We start from the raw sequence: 18,775 nt of genomic DNA, 5'->3' as shown, positions 1-18,775 counted from the left end.
ATGATTTGATGATACTCTTACTAAAAAGTATTGTCTACAATAATAGGGTTGGTGTCTACTTTTAGATTACCACTTCACTATACCCTTATCTCCATCTTGCTTCCGGGTATTATAGCCCATAGCAATCTTCCATACCCAAAAATCATTTTATTTATGGGTATAAAATTCATTTATTTTACACTATACCCATCTTCTTAATTATTTCCGGGTATCAATCCGCCCACGCACTCTTTATACCCATTTTATCTCGTCTCAACAAAATCCTTTACATGGTCAAGGACGATCTGCATCAGGCGGGTGCGGGCTTCGGTGCTTGCCCAGGCGATATGTGGCGTGATGAATAGCTTATGGCTGTCCTTTATAGCAAGCAAAGGATTGTCCGGCTGTATCGGTTCCGTCCGAAGGACATCTACGCCTGCGGCTGCGATCGTGCCCTGCTTCAAGGCTTCCGCAAGATCTTCTTCTACTACGATCGGTCCACGTCCAAGGTTCAGGAAGATCGCGGATCGTTTCATCTTTGCAAATGCCGCTTTATCCATCAGGTTCTCGGTATATTCATTTAATGGCGCATGAACCGATATAACATCAGATGTCCGAAGAAGTGTATTCAGGTCAACCTGCTCATAGCCCTCCTGTACCGGTCTGCCGGATGCTGAATAATAGATTACATGTGCGCCAAATGCCTTTGCTATATCCGCTACCTTCCTTCCGATCGCTCCAAGTCCGATGATGCCCCATGTCTTTCCGGCAAGCTCTGTAAACGGCTCGCCAAACCAGGTAAATACATCATTTTTCTGATATGATCCATTCTTTACATAATCATCATAATACCGAAGCTTTTCGAGCAGATAAAAGAGCATGGCAAATGTGTGCTGTGCAACGATCGTGGTGGAATATCCGGCTGCATTTCTCCATTCAATTCCCCGTTTATCCAGATAATCTTTATCCAGATTATTTGTTCCGGTTGCTGCTACGCAGACCAGCTTCAGATTCTGAGCAGTTCCGATCGTCTGCTCGTTTACCGGTACCTTATTCACGATGATAACATCTGCATCTACTACCCGCTCCGGAACTTCTTCCGGCTGTGACATTTCATATGTTACAACCTCACCCAAAGTCTCAAAGTCTGTCAAGTCAATATCTTCTCCTATCGTCTTACGATCCAAAAACACTATCTTCATAATCATATTTCCTTCCCTGTTTTATCTTTGTTATTCGATATTCCATTTACCTGTACCTGCTGTCAGCCGTGCTTGGTAAAAACAAGCTATCAACATATGCCGCATTCCATCCGCCTGTGCCTGCGGTCAGCCGTGCTTGGTAAAAACAAGCTATCAACATATACCGCATTCCATCCGCCTGTACCTGCTGTCAGCCGTACTTGGTAAAAACAAGCTATCAACATATGCCGCATTCCATCCGCCTGTGCCTGCGGTCAGGGTGGAGAGAAAACGCGTTTCATTTCCTATTCTGCCCGCACGCCTATTTGCCGTCAGTCGCCCTAACTCACCCTTATGGGTTCAGACAAGGGCTTTGTGCCGGCAGCTAGTGCCGGCATCATAACGGAAATTACACTTTATGTTTTCCTCTCCACCCTGACAGCAGACACAGGCGGATAGAACATCGGAAAAACTAGAAAATATGGGAGAATCACCCAAGATCCTCCCATATAGCTACCATCACTAATTTCATGTTTCGTTTTACCTTCCAGACAGGAATGACCGCCTCATCTGCAAATATGTAAGGTATGACATCCTTTGTCTCATCGAAATCCTTCTTGATATGATACAATCCATCTTTACAATACCAGAATGTATTTCCATCTAAGGTTACGCGAAGCTTCCAACCAACGAAACGTTTTCCCGGAACCGAAAATTCACATTTACGAAGTGTTCCTGTTCCGTCATTCTCCCAAACCGTTTTGTCCTTGTACTCCAGATTTCCCTTCTTCGTCTGTAAAAACTGATCTTGAACATCTTCTGAATAATGATTTTCTACATCAGCTCGATCACTGTTATAGCATATATAGAATGGAAAATATCCAAACCCATCCGCCTCATCCAACAGCTCCTCTGTAACAAAATCCGTACAGATTGTATCAACACCGGAATCCAACAGGTGTTTTGCATAATCTGCATCTTTCTTAATCGTATAGCAAAATACATACAATCCTGCATTATGAACTTTATGAATCATTTTCTCATTCACATAATTCATCCGAATAGCTATGCTGCATATTCCATGATCCAGACAATACGTAATAATGGAATCAAGCCTTTCCGTCCGCCGTCCAATCAGATACATATAATTTTTAAAAAGATATACAGAATCTATCTGTTCATACATTGTCTTATTGTATACCTGTACCAGCAGTCGATCCAGGAATGCCTCATCATGCTGAAAATCATCCAACAAAATTTCTGTGATTTCTTTAATTTCATTTCCATCTTTCTTACTATGAAAATCCACCTCAAACCTGTAGTCCGGTTCGTCCTTTACTCTTTCATAAAATTGTCTCGCATCCATGATCGGATTCCCATGAATCGGCATATTCATCACACGTTCATATGTCATGTTATCAAAATCCGGTTTATATGTAATTCCGAGACACTTGCAGTTACTCGGCGACCAACCATGACTAAGTACCAACCGACCATCAGTGGTATAGGAAAAATCGATCTCAAAATCCTTATAACCTGTTCCTATCCCATGCTCCAGTGCTGCCATCGTATTATGATAAGTCTTGTCATCCATGCCACCAAATGCATGTCCCATCAAAGGCTTTGAGAATATATCTGATCCGCAGTTCACGCGAATTCCATGCTTATCTTCCCACTGTGTGACAAAATAAATACTATTCTCTTCCTTATACAGCTCTTTCACTGATGATCCAACCGGAAGCAGCATTTTTTCCGGCATATCCGCCTCTGTTCTGTGCCAGCTTCCATCCGTACAGTACCATTCCCATACAGCAGGAGTCCGTCTTCTGGCATAAAAACCGATACAGTCTGCATCTTCTCTTACAAAAGGGTTCTGTAGTTTCGGATATGAGAATCCGCTCCATATAGTACTGACAAAGCGTCGGTCACAATCTGCCGATCCTGTCTTATTATATTCTTTGTCTACTGATGTTGCACCATTTCCTACATATACAAGTCTTCTTGTCTTATGCTCTAACTTCAAATGTGGCACATGAACCTTCATGCTGATTAACCGCCTTTTATTTTCCTAAATCATCTTTGATCTGTGTCGTTGAGATATCCGGTGTTCTTGGCAGATATACAACCTCACACTGCTCTTTTAAGAAGTCAAATTTTCCTTCCCAATCATTTCCCATAACAAAGGTATCTACTTTGAATTCCTTGATATCTTCTTTCTTCTGCTCCCAGCTTTCCTCCGGAATAACCAGATCTACATAGCGGATTGCTTCCAGAAGCTGTTTTCTTTCTTCATATGAAAAATAACATTTCTTCTTCTTCTGATTCCAGTTAAATTCATCTGTTGATAATGCAACGATCAGATAATCGCCCATCTCTTTTGCTCTGCGGAGCAGGTTAATATGTCCATAATGGAGCAGATCAAATGTTCCATACGTAATTACCTTCTTCATATCATTCTCCTTCATCCCTGACAGCTAACGCAATCAGATTCTTTAAATCTTTTTCATTTGTAATAAGCTGAACTGCATATGCATCACCGTATATGGCTTTGAAAATCATCCGCTGTTCTTCTGTCTTTACAAATACTCCCCTCATGTATGGCAGGCACACCTTCAGGGCATCCTTAAGAAACTGATCTTTTTCTACCACCAGTTTCCTGAACATGTCATCACTGATACATAATATTTTATTTGGTGTTTCCATAAATGTCAATGACAGAAGCTTTTGTGCATCTACGACATCATATAATAGGATCAGATCAAATGGCGCCTGTCCAAAGAAACGTCTACCGGCGGCCGCATAGTCGTATTTCCATACTCCCATTGCCTGTTCGATCGTGATCTTTTTATTGTCATAGAGCTTCTGTGCTGCAATACCTGCTCCACTCAAATGATATTCATCATGAGTTCCAATAACCGGTATTTTATTCAGCATCGGATAAGCTGTATCCTTATTGTCATTTGTCAGATATCGGTTACATGAAATGAATACATCCATATCATCATGTCCGTCAGATTCTATATAGGTTCGAAGACGTCTGGTATCTTCCGAATCTCCACAGGAATCCGAATAGATCAGCACCTGTTTCTTCGCATGATCCGAAATTGGCTCTACATCTACATATTCCTCTGTACCTGTAAACAGACTACAGAGCTTCTTCGCATTATCCACAGAATCATAAGCGCAGAATTCCTTATATGCAGCTTCATCGTCATATGTCTTTCCGCGGTTAATTGCTTCCAGCACTTCTTCTTTCGTACGCACTTTGTCAAATGGAAGCTCCATCAGATCCATGTATGTTCCACGTTTCTTGCGATATAATTCATAATCATTGCAATACAGAATGATCTGTCTGCGCAGCACCAGATAATCATAAAATACACTGGAGTAATCCGTGAGCAATGCATCTGTGAGCGCAAGCAACTGGTAACTGTCTACCGTCGGCGGGAATTTCTTAATTCTCTTATATACACTGTAATCAAGAGAATCACTGACTTTATGATGCAGATTTACATATAAGATCTGATCATCTCTGAGATTTGCATCCAGATAATCTAATAATTCTTTCGACTCATCTATAACCTGTTCTACGTCCAGATAATCTTTCCAGGTAGGCATATATGCATACAGATGTTCACCGTTCGGCGCAAGCTCGGCACGAAGCTCATGCAGATCTGCTTTTGATGCTGCAAGCATTCCGCCGGTTCTTGGATAACCAAGGTTCAAAGCTTTTCCCTGCATCAGTGTTGCTACCTTATATGACTCCAGCATATGCACCTTTGTGTATTCATTTGGATATAACAGATAATCTGCATCTATAAAATTCTTCTGTGTGTTTCCATCTTTATGCTTTCCGTTTGCATTCTTGGCAAGTCCCAGCTTCTTTAATGGTGTGCCATGCCAGATATTGATATAGGTCTGGCCATCCTTTTTCACCCAGCCAACCGGGAAATATACCTCAGTGAGCAGATACTGTGCAGACTCTATTATCTCCATATATTGTGCATCTTTTATAATGGTCTGTGTCCGCGTCCAGTTATTATTCTTAATATAGGTCTGAACTGTTGCATCCGTTTCCTCATCCGTCCGCACATAGATCTTAAAATCCCTGAAGCAGTCATTTGAATTCAGTTCATTCAGGATATACTGCATGGAACCACGCACGCCTTTTCCAAGTCCTACCAGAGCAACCGTATTTGGAACGATCTTACGACCGTAATAAGCATCTGTTACATTTTTCCTACCGGGTTTTACCTTGTTCTCTTTTGCAAGCTCTACCATCTCCTGAACCTGAGATTCCCATTCCTTATGTTCTGTAGTATCCGGTTCTGTGGTCTTCTTACAGTCAACAAGTCCTTCTGACTGATTCGGAAGCAAATGTATCTTTTCCGGTTTCTTTTCCTCGCTCAGTTCCAGTTTAATGCTGCTATATATTTCAGATATGTCTTCTTTATAACGCAGAATATCCCTTCCATAGAATCCGAATCCCGGTTTCTGTATATGAAGCAACTGTTCTTCGGATGTACAGAAATAAAGCCGGATCGGAGTCTCCCAGTGATATCTGTCCGTAACGATATCTGTTCCTTGCGCACGCTCTCCTATACAAACTACATTGAAATGCAACAGATCCCTGACATAATCCATCTGTTCTCTGTCAAATGGAATATAGCCTCTGATATCTGTAACAGATACGATCAATCTGTCTGCTAACAGCATTAACAGTTTATGCTGCATACTGTTCTTTTCTACCATTCTGCCCCCGGCAGCTTCCAGGTTTTTCCATACTGTGCTTCCAGGTTCTGAAACAAAATAATATTCATTTCCATCTTTTTCAGATACTGCATATTGATATAATTCCGTGATACGACTCTCTGTCTGATCCGTATCAGCCATGAATAACACTACTGCATTATTCTTATTTGCAGTCTCTTTATAGAACATTTTTCTGAGCCTGCAATTTTCTTTTGCAGCCTGTGTACGAGCTTTTCCCAGTTTCTTCTCAAATAATTTTTCTTTCTGGCATTTATCCTGATTAGAACATTTGAAAAAATAAATACCATCATTTTCTGATCTGGCACTGTATCCGCCAAGATTCCATTCAATTCCAACATTTGGATCACTTATCGGAACATATGCCGAATCAAATCCCAAAGGAATCCTGATAGATTCATCACCGAAATTAGCAAAACATAAGAGATAACAATCTTTTCGATCCTCAAATGGCATATCTACATGTATCATCGCTTCCTGATACATCGTCTGCCCCATAATCTCTTTTCCTGTATAACTGCCGCTGTAAACAAATACTTTCTTCTTGCCACCAAACATAAAATAAACCTGATCAGCCATAGCAGCAAGGATCGGATGAACATGTCCATCCACACACAAATTTCCATCCCTGTATTTGATCTGATCGATCTGAAGCTTCAGATTACTTATCTTATCCAGGATCGTATTTGCCGATCCATAATATGCTTCTGCATCAAAATACTTCTTCTCAAAGACATATTCTTCGTCATACTTTAATTTTCCATAAAACATCTTTACAATATCCGGAACCTGTGTTTCCTTCAATTTGTAGCAGTTCAGCATAACATCATCTTCTACATATGAAAGCAGCTGTTTAATCTCGGAAAACACCACTTCGCGATCAGGATCAGTTTCTCCAAATCCGCAATCCGTCATATTCTGCTCTATAAAGCCTTTTAACACATGCATCAAATGATATTGAATAAATACCGGAACTGTCTCATACTGAGTCTGCAGCTCTGCAAGAAATGGCAGCCAGAATGTCCGGAACAGATCCGTCTGATTCTTTGCATATGGCTGATTTTCATCCATATCACGCAAATATGTGATATAGCTGATATATAATACATTCTTTTCTTTTGCACAGATATCCAGCATACTGGCCTGTTCCATTGCCTGCTTATATTCATTTTTGAATTCCAGTTTATTCATTTTATCTGTACGTAGAATTGTTCCACCAAAATAAAACGGATGGCAGTGGAATTTCTTACGAAGCACCTGATCGATCACCTTTTTCCCTGTCGTATCCCCTGCAAATGCATCAACAGACCCATCTGGGCCGCATTTTTTCAGCATAATAACCGTACTTTTATTATGCATCTCAAGTTCTGCTACAAGACGTACAAATGCTCCGTCTGACCACCGGTCACCGCTATCCGTAAATGTAACATAATCACCTGTTACATGACTTTTTGCGTCTTCAAATATATTACTGTTCTCTGGGATTTTATTTATATCATATATAGAAATATCAAGATTTTTACCTGTCAAAGTCTCCTCAAATGTCTGTCCGTTTCCCTTGTAGATCAAAAGCTGAATATCACCTGTATAATCCTCCAGCTGCTTCTGCAGGCTGTTTCCTGTGATGAGGTTCTTTTCCTCCCTGTCAGATAATCTCCATATAATTGAAAGCTTCATGCTGCTGTTAAAACTCCTTACTCATTTTTATCAGTGACAGGTTTGTTGCCTAAAATAATTCTCTAAAAATCTACCTGTTTCGACTACTTTATTATATCTATTTCACCCGCTATTTTCAACCTAATAATACAAAATACAGCAATAAAACAGCTATAGAAATTATGCGCGTTCTACAGCTGTTTTATTCTTATCGCTTATTCTCTTATATTATCTGCTATTTATTTTCCTGTTCCGCATCCTGCCTGCGCAGCAACTGATGAAAGGCATCACCTGCTTCTTTGTATGCTTCCTCATAGAAATATTCCTGAGAATTCAACACAGGTCCGACCATCGGAAGCTTTTTATAACTGCCGTCCGGCTGCTGCTCTCTCTCTTTCACATTATCCCGAAGCATCATTGCAAATATCTTACGAACTTTATTCTTTACCGTCTCATCATAAAGCGGTGCTGCTACTTCTACACGTCGAAGTGTATTTCTCGTCATAAAATCAGCCGATGCGATATAGACCTTATCTCTGTCATGCGTTCCGAATATATAGATTCTGGAATGTTCCAGAAAACGCCCCACGATACTTACAATATGAATATTATCGGTATCCCCCGGTATTCCGCTTCTTAAACAGTTAATACCACGGATCACCATATCGATCTTTACTCCGGCTCTGGATGCATCGATCAGCTTATCTATGATCTTCTTATCTGTCAGCGAATTGATCTTGATTCCGATATAAGCCGGCTTTCCTTCCTTTGCGATCTGAATCTCATTCTCAATCATAGCAATTACTTTATTCTGAAGACATTTTGGTGCAACCAGCAGATGCTCCATATCTTCTACCACGGAACCAAGCAGGATTGCCTGGAATACCTTTGCTGCCTCCTCACCGATCCTTTTATCTGCCGTGATCAGTGACAGATCCGTATATAATCTGGAAGTCTTTTCGTTATAATTTCCGGTTCCCACCTGTGTAATATACTGAATCTCATCTCCAACCTTTCTGGTGATCAGGCATAGCTTTGAATGAACCTTTAAGCCATCTATACCATATACAACATGGCAGCCCGCATCCTCTAATGTCCGACTCCACTCGATATTATTTGCCTCGTCAAATCTGGCCTTTAATTCAACCAGCACATCAACCTGCTTGCCATTTTCGGCAGCTTCGGTCAAAGCCTCTACCACCTTGCTGTTTCTTGCCAGACGGTAAAGTGTCATACGAATAGAGATAACCTCCGGATCGCGGGCAGCCTCCTGAAGCATCTGCAAAAACGGTTTGATGCTCTCATACGGATAGGATAACAATACGTCATGATCCAATATCTGTGGTATGATATGCTCATTGCTCTTTAGCATCGGAGATGCCTGTGGCACACGTCTCTGATAGACAAGCGTTGCATCCTTTCTCAGGATATCCTCAATCTGGAACAAGAAGGAGAGGTCAAGCGGTGCCTGATTTAAGAACACATGCGGTTCCTCCATCTCTGCATACTCACATACCTGCTTTATCATATCTCCATTAATATCTCGGGATAATTCCAGTCGTACAGGTGCCAGCTTCTTTCTGAGCTTTACGATCTGTGCCATCTTATCTCTGTAATCAAGGTCTTCATCATAGACTGCATTAAAATCAATATCCGCATTTCTCGTTACACGGATCACGGATTTTTCAAGAACCTTATAGCCTTTATAAACCTTTGGCAGAAAATGCAGGATCAGTTCTTCGACCAGCATATAAGTATCATCCTTCGTCGGAATCCGGATCAGTCTTGGGAATACAGAACTGCTGCACGGAATGATTCCGATCTTTTTCTTGTCACTTCGTGTTCCAAGAACCGCAAGCGCATAAATCTCCTGTCCCTTCAAAAATGGAAACGGCTGCTTTCTTCCCACGATCATAACAGATAACAGTGGCACAATCTCTTTCATAAAATATTCTTCCAGATATTTGCTCTCCGATTTTGTAAGAGCTTTGAAATCAGTCAGATGAACGCCTTTCTCTCCAACCTCTTTCATAATAGACGTATAGATGGCATCCTTCCTGTCATTCAACTCGGATACACGCTTTAAGATTGCATCGATCTGCTCTCCCGCTGTCATATTCGTCTTATTCTCCCGAAGCTTCTGGCTTAACAGCTTCTGATCCTCCAAAGAACCGACACGCACCATAAAGAATTCATCCAGATTACTCTGAAAAATAGACAGAAATGTCATCCGCTCACACAATGGAACACAGGTATCTTCTGCCTCCTCCAGCACACGCTCATTGAACTTCAACCATGATAATTCACGATTTTCATACAGTCCGACATGATTCACCTTTTTTACCGGCTTCTCTTCCTGTATTTTCTCATTTTCTTCCTTCTGCTTATTTTTTCTTCCAAACCGAGTATTTTTCTCTGTCTCATTTGCCGCTTCTTCATTTGTCAGATTCTTTTCTTCGTTATTCATTCTTTTTATCGCTCCTGTTATTTTCTCTTTTATGTAATGAAATATTCTTTGAATCGCCATACACCCCCTGTCAGATTACCCGCTGTTTATTGATTGTAAGCCAGAATTCCAGTCCAAGCACCTCTGCCGACTTCCTGCACAGGATCATCCGCTGTAAAAAGATCTCGAAATAATCCATAACGGCACACATGGATTTATCGATCTTTAATTTCAGCTCAATATGTGAATCCTTGATAATCTTCAGTTTGTTTTCTTTTACGGCATAGTTCACTCTGTCATGAATATCAAAGGATGAAATATCCGTATTTCTGACTCTTGAATTTCTCACATCACTTTTATCCGCGATCAGCAATGCTGCTGCGATCGGATTTACCGGAAATGCCGCTGATTCATCATGATTTCCAATTGCTGTTATAATTACAGCTGTGTCCTCCGGATCCGCTCCCATATCGTCCAATATTCGAAATGCCATAACTGCTCCGGACTGTGCATGTCCTTCCCGATTCACAACGTTTCCGATATCATGAAGATACCCTGCGATACTCGCAAGCTCCGCTTCACGTTCTGAATAGCCAAGCGTCAACAATATCTCCCTTGCTGTCTCTGCCACGCGTTCTACATGTGCAAATCCATGCTCCGTATATCCCATTGCGCGCAGAGACTCATCTGCCATCCTTATATATGTCTGAACCGCTTTGTTCTTTTTTACTTCTTCAAATGTTACTTTCATACGTCATCTATCTCTCTTCTACTTCACTGTTCTTCAATTTACACCATCCCGATTTTTGTCGCTATCAAGCATTTGAAAATTCTTTGTAAAATCATGGTAAAATCATTTATTTTCAATGTATTACCGGCATCCCCAAAATAATTTCCCTTATTTCCGGTTCTTTCTGATAACCCCTGAAAAGCATCTGGAAATTTTACATTTCTTTCTAAGTATATGTGATCCGTTGCTTTTCTATTTATGTAAAATATATGTTTATGCGGATTCCTTCTGTATATTTCCTTCTATATATTTCCTTCTGTAAATTTTCTTCTGTATTATCTGATTTATTTTATAACTGATACAACGATCCATACATAAAAACAGACAGTTTATAAGAACCTCAACGGGCCTTATAAACTGTCTGTTTTCATGTTATAAACTATGCTTTGTTTTTGGCTATTGTTTATATCTGGGGATTTTTCTCCATGATACTCATATATGCCGGACGCATGATCCGGTTATTCGTGATCAGCTCCTCGATCCTGTGTGCGCTCCATCCAACGATACGTGCGACTGCAAACATCGCTGTGTAAAGCTCCATCGGGATTCCCAGCATATCATATACAAATCCGCTGTAGAAATCCACATTTGGACTTACACCTTTGAAGATCTTACGCTGCTTTGCGATCAACTCCGGGGCAAGCTCCTCTATGTTCTCGTACAACCTGAGATCTTTTTCCCTGCCCTTTTCATGAGCCAGCTTAACGACATAATCCTTGAACACTCGCTCTCTCGGATCTGACAGGGAGTATACGGCATGTCCCATACCATAGATCAGTCCCTTATTGTCAAATGCTTCCTTGTTCAGTATCTTGCTTAAGTATGCTTCTATCTCATCTTTATCTTCATAGTCTTTTATATGTTCGCGAATATTATCCATCATTTCCATAACCTTGATATTGGCACCACCATGCTTTGGTCCCTTTAAGGATGACATAGCAGCCGCCATTGTGGAATAGGTATCAGAACCGGAGGACGTAACAACTCTTGTTGTAAAGGTTGAATTATTACCACCACCATGCTCCATATGAAGGATCAGTGCCGTATCAAGTACCTTTGCCTCTACCTTGGAATATTTCTTATCCGGACGAAGCAGCATGAGAATATTCTCAGCCGTTGACAGATTCTTTGCCGGACGATGGATGAACATACTGTCATTCTTTACATAGTGATTATATGCATTATATCCATATACAGCCAGCATCGGGAATTCGCTGATCAGCTGGATACACTGACGCAGAGAATTATTCACACTGGTGTCCTTTGCATTCTTATCATACGATGCAAGCGTCAGGATACTACGTGTCATGGAATTCATGATATCCTCTGTCGGCGCTTTCATGATAACATCTCTTGTAAAATTCGATGGCAGCGTACGAAGCCCACCGATGATCTTCTCAAATTCATGCTGTTCCTCTGCATTTGGCAGCTCACCCATCAGCAAGAGATATGCCACCTTTTCAAATCCCAGTTCATCTTCTCCCAGGCTTCCGATCAGATTCTCCACCCGATAACCCCTGTACCAAAGTTCTCCGTCACAAGGTACTTTCTTGCCATCCTGCACCTTAGAGGATACAATCTTTGAAATGTTCGTCAGACCGGTCAATACACCAACTCCGCGGTCATCGCGAAGTCCGCGGTTTACTCCATATTCATCATATAATCTTGGTGCGATATAATCATTTTTCTCGCATATCTTTTCCTGTATTGCCACATACTCATTCATTTTCATCAGACTCATCATCATTCTTCACCACCTGCATTTCTTCAATCTCACTCTCCATAACCGTATCCAGCTCCTTCATCAGGATCAACAGATTGATCATATTCTCTTTGCCGAATTTGTTAATTACATTTCCGTAAAAGTCCTTAATGATCGTTTCCTGCTCATGAAGCTGTTTCGCACCGGCATCCGTGATCGTTACATAAGTTCCGTCCGTACCATTTCCATCATGTGACCATTTGACATAACCGCGATCTCTGAGATCCCGGACTGCCTTTGATGTCTTACGGATACTCATCTGCATACGTACCGATAGATCGGTCAGATATGCCTTTCCTCCATAAATAGCGGAATCTCCGCTGATCGCCTCTATACTTTGCAGTGCGACATATTCCGCAACACTTAATTTAGAAAATAAATGCCGTACGGAGTCCCTGCTCATCATGTATTTTCTGTAGGTAAATTCATTCGATAATTTCGTGATATCAATTTCCTGTTCGACTTTCTGTTCCTGCATAAACAACCTCCCTTTCCGGTACACATATAAAAGCCCCTGTTATCGCTCCAACGCATATTGTTTCACTGGATTGTACACAACAATAAGTATAAGTGTCCCTTTGATCTGTCAATTCTCTGTCCCTATGTAGTTTTATTTCCTGATCTTTTTATAGATTTTTCGTATCTGTTCCAAACATGAACGGAACAATGAATGAAAAGATTTTATTGAAATAATAGATTTAGATATACTCTACTTGATATGATAAATGAAACTTCCGGCTTCTGTCAACCGACTTTATCCTTATTTAAGAACTGCGCCGAAGATTTTAGAATTATGATAGAGAGGGATGGCGGCAGACAGGAATCCATGTAAGATACACATATATAGTTTTATTTGCACGTAGCTGCCCTTAATGAATTAAAAATGAATAAGAATATACATATTATTCCGTAAGACGCTTCCGCTCGTATCCTCGTGCAGCGGTACATAAAGTTGCAAAAGACGCAACTTAAGTACCGGCCTCGGATAAGGCTTACTCCATAATAGTATATCTCTCATCCATTTTATTCATTAATGGGCAGCTCAATATTATCTATACTCTACATATGTGTATCTCATTTTATTGCCCTGTCTGCCGCCATACCCTCTATCTATAAAAAGCAGCGTTATAAAAATTTTACAAGTTAAATCTGCCATCGGTACTTTAAGCAAAATGAAAGACAGTATTAATATTATGAAGCAAGCCTGTCCGAATGTCGGTCCTTAGCGATCCGCTGACAGGCGGGAGCTTAGTACCGTTACATGAGGATAGAACGAAAGTGTCTTGCGGAATAATATATAATACTGTCTTTTATTTTGTTTCAAAGACTCCCGGAAGAATCTTATGAAATTTTATAATGCTGCTTTAATCTGCTTATAAATGCCCTCTGCATCGAGTTCATACTTATGAAGCAGGTCTTTTGCCGGGCCGGACTCACCGAAGGTATCGCGAACACCGATTCTTGTTACCTTAACCGGATTCTTCTCTGCCAGACATTCCATAACCGCTGAGCCGAGTCCACCGATGATCGAATGCTCCTCTACCGTGAACACTCTGCCGGTTGCCTGTGCTGCCTTTACGACAAGTTCCTCGTCAAGCGGTTTGATCGTGTGGATATTGATCACCTGTGCATCGATACCGTCCTCTGCCAGCAGCTTCGCAGCTTCTAAGCTCTCAGATACCGGAAGTCCGGTTGCTATGATCGTGATATCCTTTCCAGGACGTAATTCTACGCCCTTGCCGATCTCAAACTTGTAGGTTGTCTCATCATTGATGACCGGTACTGCCAGTCTTCCAAATCTCATATAGACAGGTCCTACATATTCATATGCTGCCTTTACGGCTGCTCTTGCTTCTACATCATCACATGGATTGATAACCACCATGCCAGGGATCTCTCTCATCAGGGCAAGATCTTCATTACACTGGTGGGTCGCTCCGTCTTCTCCTACGGAGATACCTGCATGGGTCGCTCCGATCTTTACATTTAGATGTGGGTATCCGATACTGTTTCTCACCTGTTCAAAGGCTCTGCCTGCCGCAAACATCGCAAAGGAGCTCATAAACGGCACATATCCACAGGTTGACATTCCGGCTGCGATGCCTGCCATATTACATTCTGCGATACCACAGTCTACATGGCGTTCCGGAAATGCTTTCTTGAAGATTCCTGTCTTTGTTGCTGCTGCAAGGTCTGCATCCAGTACGATCAGGTTCTCATGTTCTTTTCCAAGCTCAACCAATGCATTACCATAGCTGTCTCTTGTTGCGATCTTCTTTACTTCTGACATAACACGTCACCTGCCTTTTCCAGTTCTTCCATTGCAATCGCATACTCCTCGTCATTCGGAGCTTTACCATGCCATCCCACATTGTTCTCCATGAAGGATACTCCCTTACCTTTTACGGTATGGGCGATGATCGCTGTCGGCATTCCCTTGGTTGCCTTTGCTTCCTTGAATGCTGCATCGATCTGATCAAAATCATTTCCGTCGATATTAATTACATGGAAATTAAATGCTTCAAACTTCTTATCGATCGGATATGGGGAACATACATCCTCAACGGTTCCGTCGATCTGAAGGTTATTATTATCTACGATCACTAAAAGGTTATCCAGCTTTCTGTGACCTGCAAACATAGCAGCCTCCCAGATCTGTCCCTCCTGGATCTCTCCGTCTCCACACAGACAGTAGGTTCTGTATTCCTTACCGGACATCTTCGCTGCCAGTGCCATACCGACTGCTGCGGAAAGTCCCTGTCCGAGAGAACCGGATGACATGTCCACACCAGGAATATGCTTCATATCCGGGTGTCCCTGTAAATAAGAACCGATATGACGCAGAGTCAGAAGATCCTCAACCGGAAAAAATCCTCTCTCAGCAAGGGCTGAATAGTAACCCGGTGCTGTATGTCCTTTGGATAATACAAAACGATCTCTGTTCTCATCCTTTGGATTCTTCGGATCTACATGTAATTCCTCAAAATAAAGATAAGTAAAAATGTCTGCTGCCGAAAGTGATCCGCCCGGATGTCCTGCTTTTGCAGAATGTACGGAGGAAATAATTCCTTTACGGATGTCAACAGCCTTTTTTTGAAGGTCTAGTTTGTTCATGTCTTTCTCCATTTCGTTTTATTTTCATTTTTATAATTGTCCCAGCACTTTTCCGATCTTGTCAGCGATCAGAAGATCTGCCTGACCGTCCGTCTGTGTCGGTGACATATTAATAACTACCAGATGTTTTCCCCTGAAATACCGAACCAATCCGGCGGCAGGATAAACAACCAATGAAGTTCCGCCAATGATCAATGTATCTGCTTCCGAAATATACCGGATTGCATTCTCGATATCGTCATTGTTCAGACCCTCTTCATATAATACTACATCCGGCTTAATTATTCCACCACAACTGCATTTTGGCACACCATCTGATTGAATAATATAATCCAGATCGTAGAATTTGTGACATTTTGTACAATAATTTCTGTGAATAGAGCCATGCAACTCGATCACATTCTTACTTCCTGCCATCTGATGCAGACCATCAATATTCTGTGTTACGATCGCTGCAAGCTTGCCCTGTGCTTCCAGTTCGGCAAGTTTTTTATGTGCCGTATTCGGTTTTGCATCCCGATAAATCATTTTATCTTTATAAAACCGGTAAAACTCTTCAGGATCACGCATATAGAAGCTATGGCTGATGATCGTTTCCGGCGGATATTTGTATTTCTGGTTGTAGAGTCCGTCTACACTTCGAAAATCCGGAATTCCACTCTCTGTAGAAACACCTGCCCCACCAAAGAAAACCATACGTTCGGATTCTTCAACAATTTTTTTTAACCTTGCTATTTTCTCATTCACCTGTTCCATATATCAATCTCCCTTCTGCATAATATATAAACAGGCAATAGCGAAACTGCCTGATCCAGCGTTTTACTATTGCCTGTTATTACCGTATCATGGCATAGCCGTAACCTCAATCGTTACCTTACAAGTACTCTCGATCGTATATGTATCGCTGTCTTCTATCGACAGCTCAACAGTATTTGTTCCCACGGACAATGTCTCTGCATCAACTATAATCTTTAAGTCCTTCGCAGTAAGCTTGGACACTTCATCTGACAGACCGGATATCACAACCGTATTCCCCTCCGGGAACTGAATCGAGTAATCATAATCGGTCATTTTATTATTGATCGTAATGTCTTCTGCCGATACCGTCATCGTTCTGCTGATATTCCGCTCAATCGTGACACGCACACTGATACTTGTATTCTCATCAGCAAGTACAACGCCTTCAGGCAGATATTTTGCAACCTCAATCGTACTTTCAAGATCCTCATTACATCCGGCTACATCAATGTCATCTATCTTTATCTCTGTCAGATTCTGTAACACATCTGCAGGACCGCCGACCGTAATCTCACTTGGAACATATTCTACATTGACAACTTTGTAGTTCTCCGCCGGGACACCTGTTGTCTCAATCTTGACAGCTACCTTTTTCGTCTTATACACCGGTACAGTTACCAAGATTCCCGTGGCCTTGCTTTCCAGCTTCTTACCGGATATCTCTTCACCATTCGCATCATAGAAGATCGGTGTGCATGTTGCTGTTACATCAGATGATCGTCCTGATACATCCACCTGCACCTCTGCTTTTTCTATCCGTTCGATCACACTTGCCGCACCTTTAACCGTTATCAGATTTGGTGTAGATACCGGAACACCTGTTGTGTATCCCTTTGCAGTCTCTCCTTTTGTAGTTACCGTTACAGGAAGGGATGCTGTCTGTTCTTCCTCCAGTTCAACCTGAAGCACATTATCTACGATCGTAATACTGATGTTATTATTAACGGATGGAGAATTTGCTGTTACTGTAATGTTGACAGCATTTGTGATCGATAATTTTGACATGTCTGCAACTGCAGTAAAATCAGATGCCCCAAGCGAATTCACAACAGATCGTCTGCCCTTTATAATTATGTCTACCGTTTCACCGGATACAATATCGTACAACTGATTCTTATCCGTGATCGCATCTGTATTTATCAAAGTAACCGGTATATCTTTGATCTGCCGTGTAGTTGAATAGTCATCTACATTCAAAACAGTCACCCATACGATAAATCCAAGGATCAATGACAGAAGTTTCAGTCCCCAATTACTGAATAATTTATCTTTCATCACTGTCAGCCTCCTTTCTGTTGTCAGAAGACCTTCCGTTTTTTATATTATTCGAGTCCGTCTTTTTCCCGGTACTTTTCTTTGTACTCTTACGTCTACGTTTACTGTCTTTCAGGCGACGTTCATCTTTCTTCTTTACATCATCCTGACTCAAAAGCTCCAGATGCTTACGAACACTCTCTGTATCCAGATTCCGATACAGTTCTCCGCCCTTTGCGATCGATATCGAACCGGTCTCCTCAGATACGATAAGCGTCACGCTGTCTGATACCTCACTGATACCAACCCCTGCACGATGTCTTGTTCCCAGTTCCTTATTAATAGAAAGATTTGCAGATAACGGAAGATAACAGGTTGCCGCAATAACTCTGTTATTTCTAAGAATAACCGCACCGTCATGGAGCGGTGTATTATGCTCAAATATGTTAAGCAGCAACTGGTTGGTAACCACCGCATCAATCGGAATTCCTGTATCAATATACTCGCCAAGAGCAACCTTATCTTCAATTACGATCAAGGCTCCTGTCCGATTTGCAGAAAGAACCGTCACGGTCTTGATCAATTCGTATATCGTTTTATCAGACAGTCCTCTTTCTTCTGTATCCTCGTGCATGATGTAGTCAAAAAACTTCTTTCGTCCCAATGTTTCAAGTCCACGACGGAACTCCGGCTGAAACAGAATGATCACCGCCAGAATACCGATGCTGAACACATTTTTTAAAATATACAGAATCGTATTGAACTGCAATAAAGATGCAAGCATGGTAAATAAAAATATCAATACAATACCTTTTAACAACGTCCAAGCACGACTGCTCTTAAACCAAAGCAGTATTTTATAGATGACATACGAGAGTATCAGGATCTCAATAATATCACTAACATCCGGTCTGGTAATATAAAACCAGTCAAAATAGGTCTTTAAAAAAGCCATAAGCTTATCCATTTGATATCTCTCCTTTCCACAAGCTGTTATAAGTCAGGCAAAGCCTGAGCCGTGATCT

Annotated in this window: 13 protein-coding genes; all 13 read right to left on the bottom strand. The window is 41.4% G+C overall.

The window, feature by feature from the left end:
* Positions 1-242 precede the first annotated feature (242 nt).
* The 13 genes from GT641_RS03870 to cdaA all read right to left on the bottom strand — a co-directional run bounded on the left by GT641_RS03870 (position 243) and on the right by cdaA (position 18,717).
* A complete protein-coding gene (locus GT641_RS03870; protein WP_347562840.1) occupies positions 243-1,187 on the bottom strand; it encodes a D-2-hydroxyacid dehydrogenase in 945 nt (314 codons plus the stop codon).
* A gap of 463 nt (positions 1,188-1,650) precedes the next feature.
* On the bottom strand, positions 1,651-3,204 hold the full coding sequence (locus GT641_RS03865; RefSeq protein ID WP_161116857.1) for a phosphatidylinositol-specific phospholipase C/glycerophosphodiester phosphodiesterase family protein: 1,554 nt from the start codon (positions 3,202-3,204) through the stop codon (positions 1,651-1,653).
* A 16-nt stretch (positions 3,205-3,220) separates the two neighbouring features.
* Complete coding sequence (gene tagD / locus GT641_RS03860) at positions 3,221-3,610, bottom strand: glycerol-3-phosphate cytidylyltransferase (RefSeq protein ID WP_044945138.1); 390 nt, start codon at positions 3,608-3,610, stop codon at positions 3,221-3,223.
* A 1-nt stretch (position 3,611) separates the two neighbouring features.
* The gene (locus GT641_RS03855; RefSeq protein ID WP_161116856.1) at positions 3,612-7,607 is read right to left on the bottom strand and encodes a CDP-glycerol glycerophosphotransferase family protein; all 3,996 of its coding nucleotides are present in this window, start codon (positions 7,605-7,607) and stop codon (positions 3,612-3,614) included.
* Positions 7,608-7,821: 214 nt separating this feature from the next.
* Positions 7,822-10,053: a polyphosphate kinase 1 gene (gene ppk1 / locus GT641_RS03850; RefSeq protein ID WP_243143680.1), complete on the bottom strand. Its 2,232-nt coding sequence runs from the start codon at positions 10,051-10,053 to the stop codon at positions 7,822-7,824.
* Between the two features lie 70 nt (positions 10,054-10,123).
* The gene (locus GT641_RS03845) at positions 10,124-10,783 is read right to left on the bottom strand and encodes an HD domain-containing protein (protein WP_161116854.1); all 660 of its coding nucleotides are present in this window, start codon (positions 10,781-10,783) and stop codon (positions 10,124-10,126) included.
* Positions 10,784-11,225: 442 nt separating this feature from the next.
* Entirely contained in the window at positions 11,226-12,563 is a 1,338-nt protein-coding gene (locus tag GT641_RS03840; RefSeq protein WP_342413212.1) for a citrate/2-methylcitrate synthase, read from the bottom strand.
* Positions 12,541-13,062 (bottom strand): MarR family winged helix-turn-helix transcriptional regulator, encoded by a 522-nt coding sequence (locus GT641_RS03835; protein ID WP_008401039.1) that lies wholly within the window; start codon positions 13,060-13,062, stop codon positions 12,541-12,543. The genes GT641_RS03840 and GT641_RS03835 overlap by 23 nt, the downstream gene beginning before the upstream one ends.
* A gap of 873 nt (positions 13,063-13,935) precedes the next feature.
* On the bottom strand, positions 13,936-14,874 hold the full coding sequence (locus GT641_RS03830) for a transketolase family protein (protein ID WP_119962578.1): 939 nt from the start codon (positions 14,872-14,874) through the stop codon (positions 13,936-13,938).
* Complete coding sequence (locus GT641_RS03825; protein ID WP_044945130.1) at positions 14,862-15,698, bottom strand: transketolase; 837 nt, start codon at positions 15,696-15,698, stop codon at positions 14,862-14,864. Before GT641_RS03825 ends, GT641_RS03830 begins: the two co-directional genes overlap by 13 nt.
* Before the next feature lie 30 nt (positions 15,699-15,728).
* Positions 15,729-16,454, bottom strand: a complete 726-nt coding sequence (locus tag GT641_RS03820) for an NAD-dependent protein deacylase (protein WP_192919793.1) — start codon at positions 16,452-16,454, stop codon at positions 15,729-15,731.
* An 87-nt stretch (positions 16,455-16,541) separates the two neighbouring features.
* Complete coding sequence (locus tag GT641_RS03815) at positions 16,542-17,771, bottom strand: CdaR family protein (RefSeq protein ID WP_119962576.1); 1,230 nt, start codon at positions 17,769-17,771, stop codon at positions 16,542-16,544.
* Positions 17,761-18,717, bottom strand: a complete 957-nt coding sequence (gene cdaA / locus GT641_RS03810) for a diadenylate cyclase CdaA (protein ID WP_192919792.1) — start codon at positions 18,715-18,717, stop codon at positions 17,761-17,763. Before cdaA ends, GT641_RS03815 begins: the two co-directional genes overlap by 11 nt.
* Between the last annotated feature and the right edge of the window lie 58 nt (positions 18,718-18,775).

The sequence above is a fragment of the Clostridium sp. BIOML-A1 genome (genome assembly GCF_009874105.1).
Lineage (GTDB): Bacteria > Bacillota > Clostridia > Lachnospirales > Lachnospiraceae > Coprococcus.
The sequence above is the reverse complement of the archived record's forward strand: the minus strand, read 5'-3'. Positions and strand labels throughout refer to the sequence as shown.

Bases quoted from the DNA above. Each gene is read 5' to 3' on its own strand.
- GT641_RS03830 (WP_119962578.1), bottom strand. From the start codon at position 14,874: ATGTCAGAAGTAAAGAAGATCGCAACAAGAGACAGCTATGGTAATGCA.
- GT641_RS03820 (WP_192919793.1), bottom strand. From the start codon at position 16,454: ATGGAACAGGTGAATGAGAAAATAGCAAGGTTAAAAAAAATTGTTGAA.
- GT641_RS03845 (WP_161116854.1), bottom strand. From the start codon at position 10,783: ATGAAAGTAACATTTGAAGAAGTAAAAAAGAACAAAGCGGTTCAGACA.
- GT641_RS03825 (WP_044945130.1), bottom strand. From the start codon at position 15,698: ATGAACAAACTAGACCTTCAAAAAAAGGCTGTTGACATCCGTAAAGGA.
- GT641_RS03870 (WP_347562840.1), bottom strand. From the start codon at position 1,187: ATGATTATGAAGATAGTGTTTTTGGATCGTAAGACGATAGGAGAAGAT.
- cdaA (WP_192919792.1), bottom strand. From the start codon at position 18,717: ATGGATAAGCTTATGGCTTTTTTAAAGACCTATTTTGACTGGTTTTAT.
- GT641_RS03835 (WP_008401039.1), bottom strand. From the start codon at position 13,062: ATGCAGGAACAGAAAGTCGAACAGGAAATTGATATCACGAAATTATCG.
- GT641_RS03815 (WP_119962576.1), bottom strand. From the start codon at position 17,771: ATGAAAGATAAATTATTCAGTAATTGGGGACTGAAACTTCTGTCATTG.
- GT641_RS03865 (WP_161116857.1), bottom strand. From the start codon at position 3,204: ATGAAGGTTCATGTGCCACATTTGAAGTTAGAGCATAAGACAAGAAGA.
- ppk1 (WP_243143680.1), bottom strand. From the start codon at position 10,053: ATGAATAACGAAGAAAAGAATCTGACAAATGAAGAAGCGGCAAATGAG.
- GT641_RS03840 (WP_342413212.1), bottom strand. From the start codon at position 12,563: ATGAGTCTGATGAAAATGAATGAGTATGTGGCAATACAGGAAAAGATA.
- GT641_RS03855 (WP_161116856.1), bottom strand. From the start codon at position 7,607: ATGAAGCTTTCAATTATATGGAGATTATCTGACAGGGAGGAAAAGAAC.
- tagD (WP_044945138.1), bottom strand. From the start codon at position 3,610: ATGAAGAAGGTAATTACGTATGGAACATTTGATCTGCTCCATTATGGA.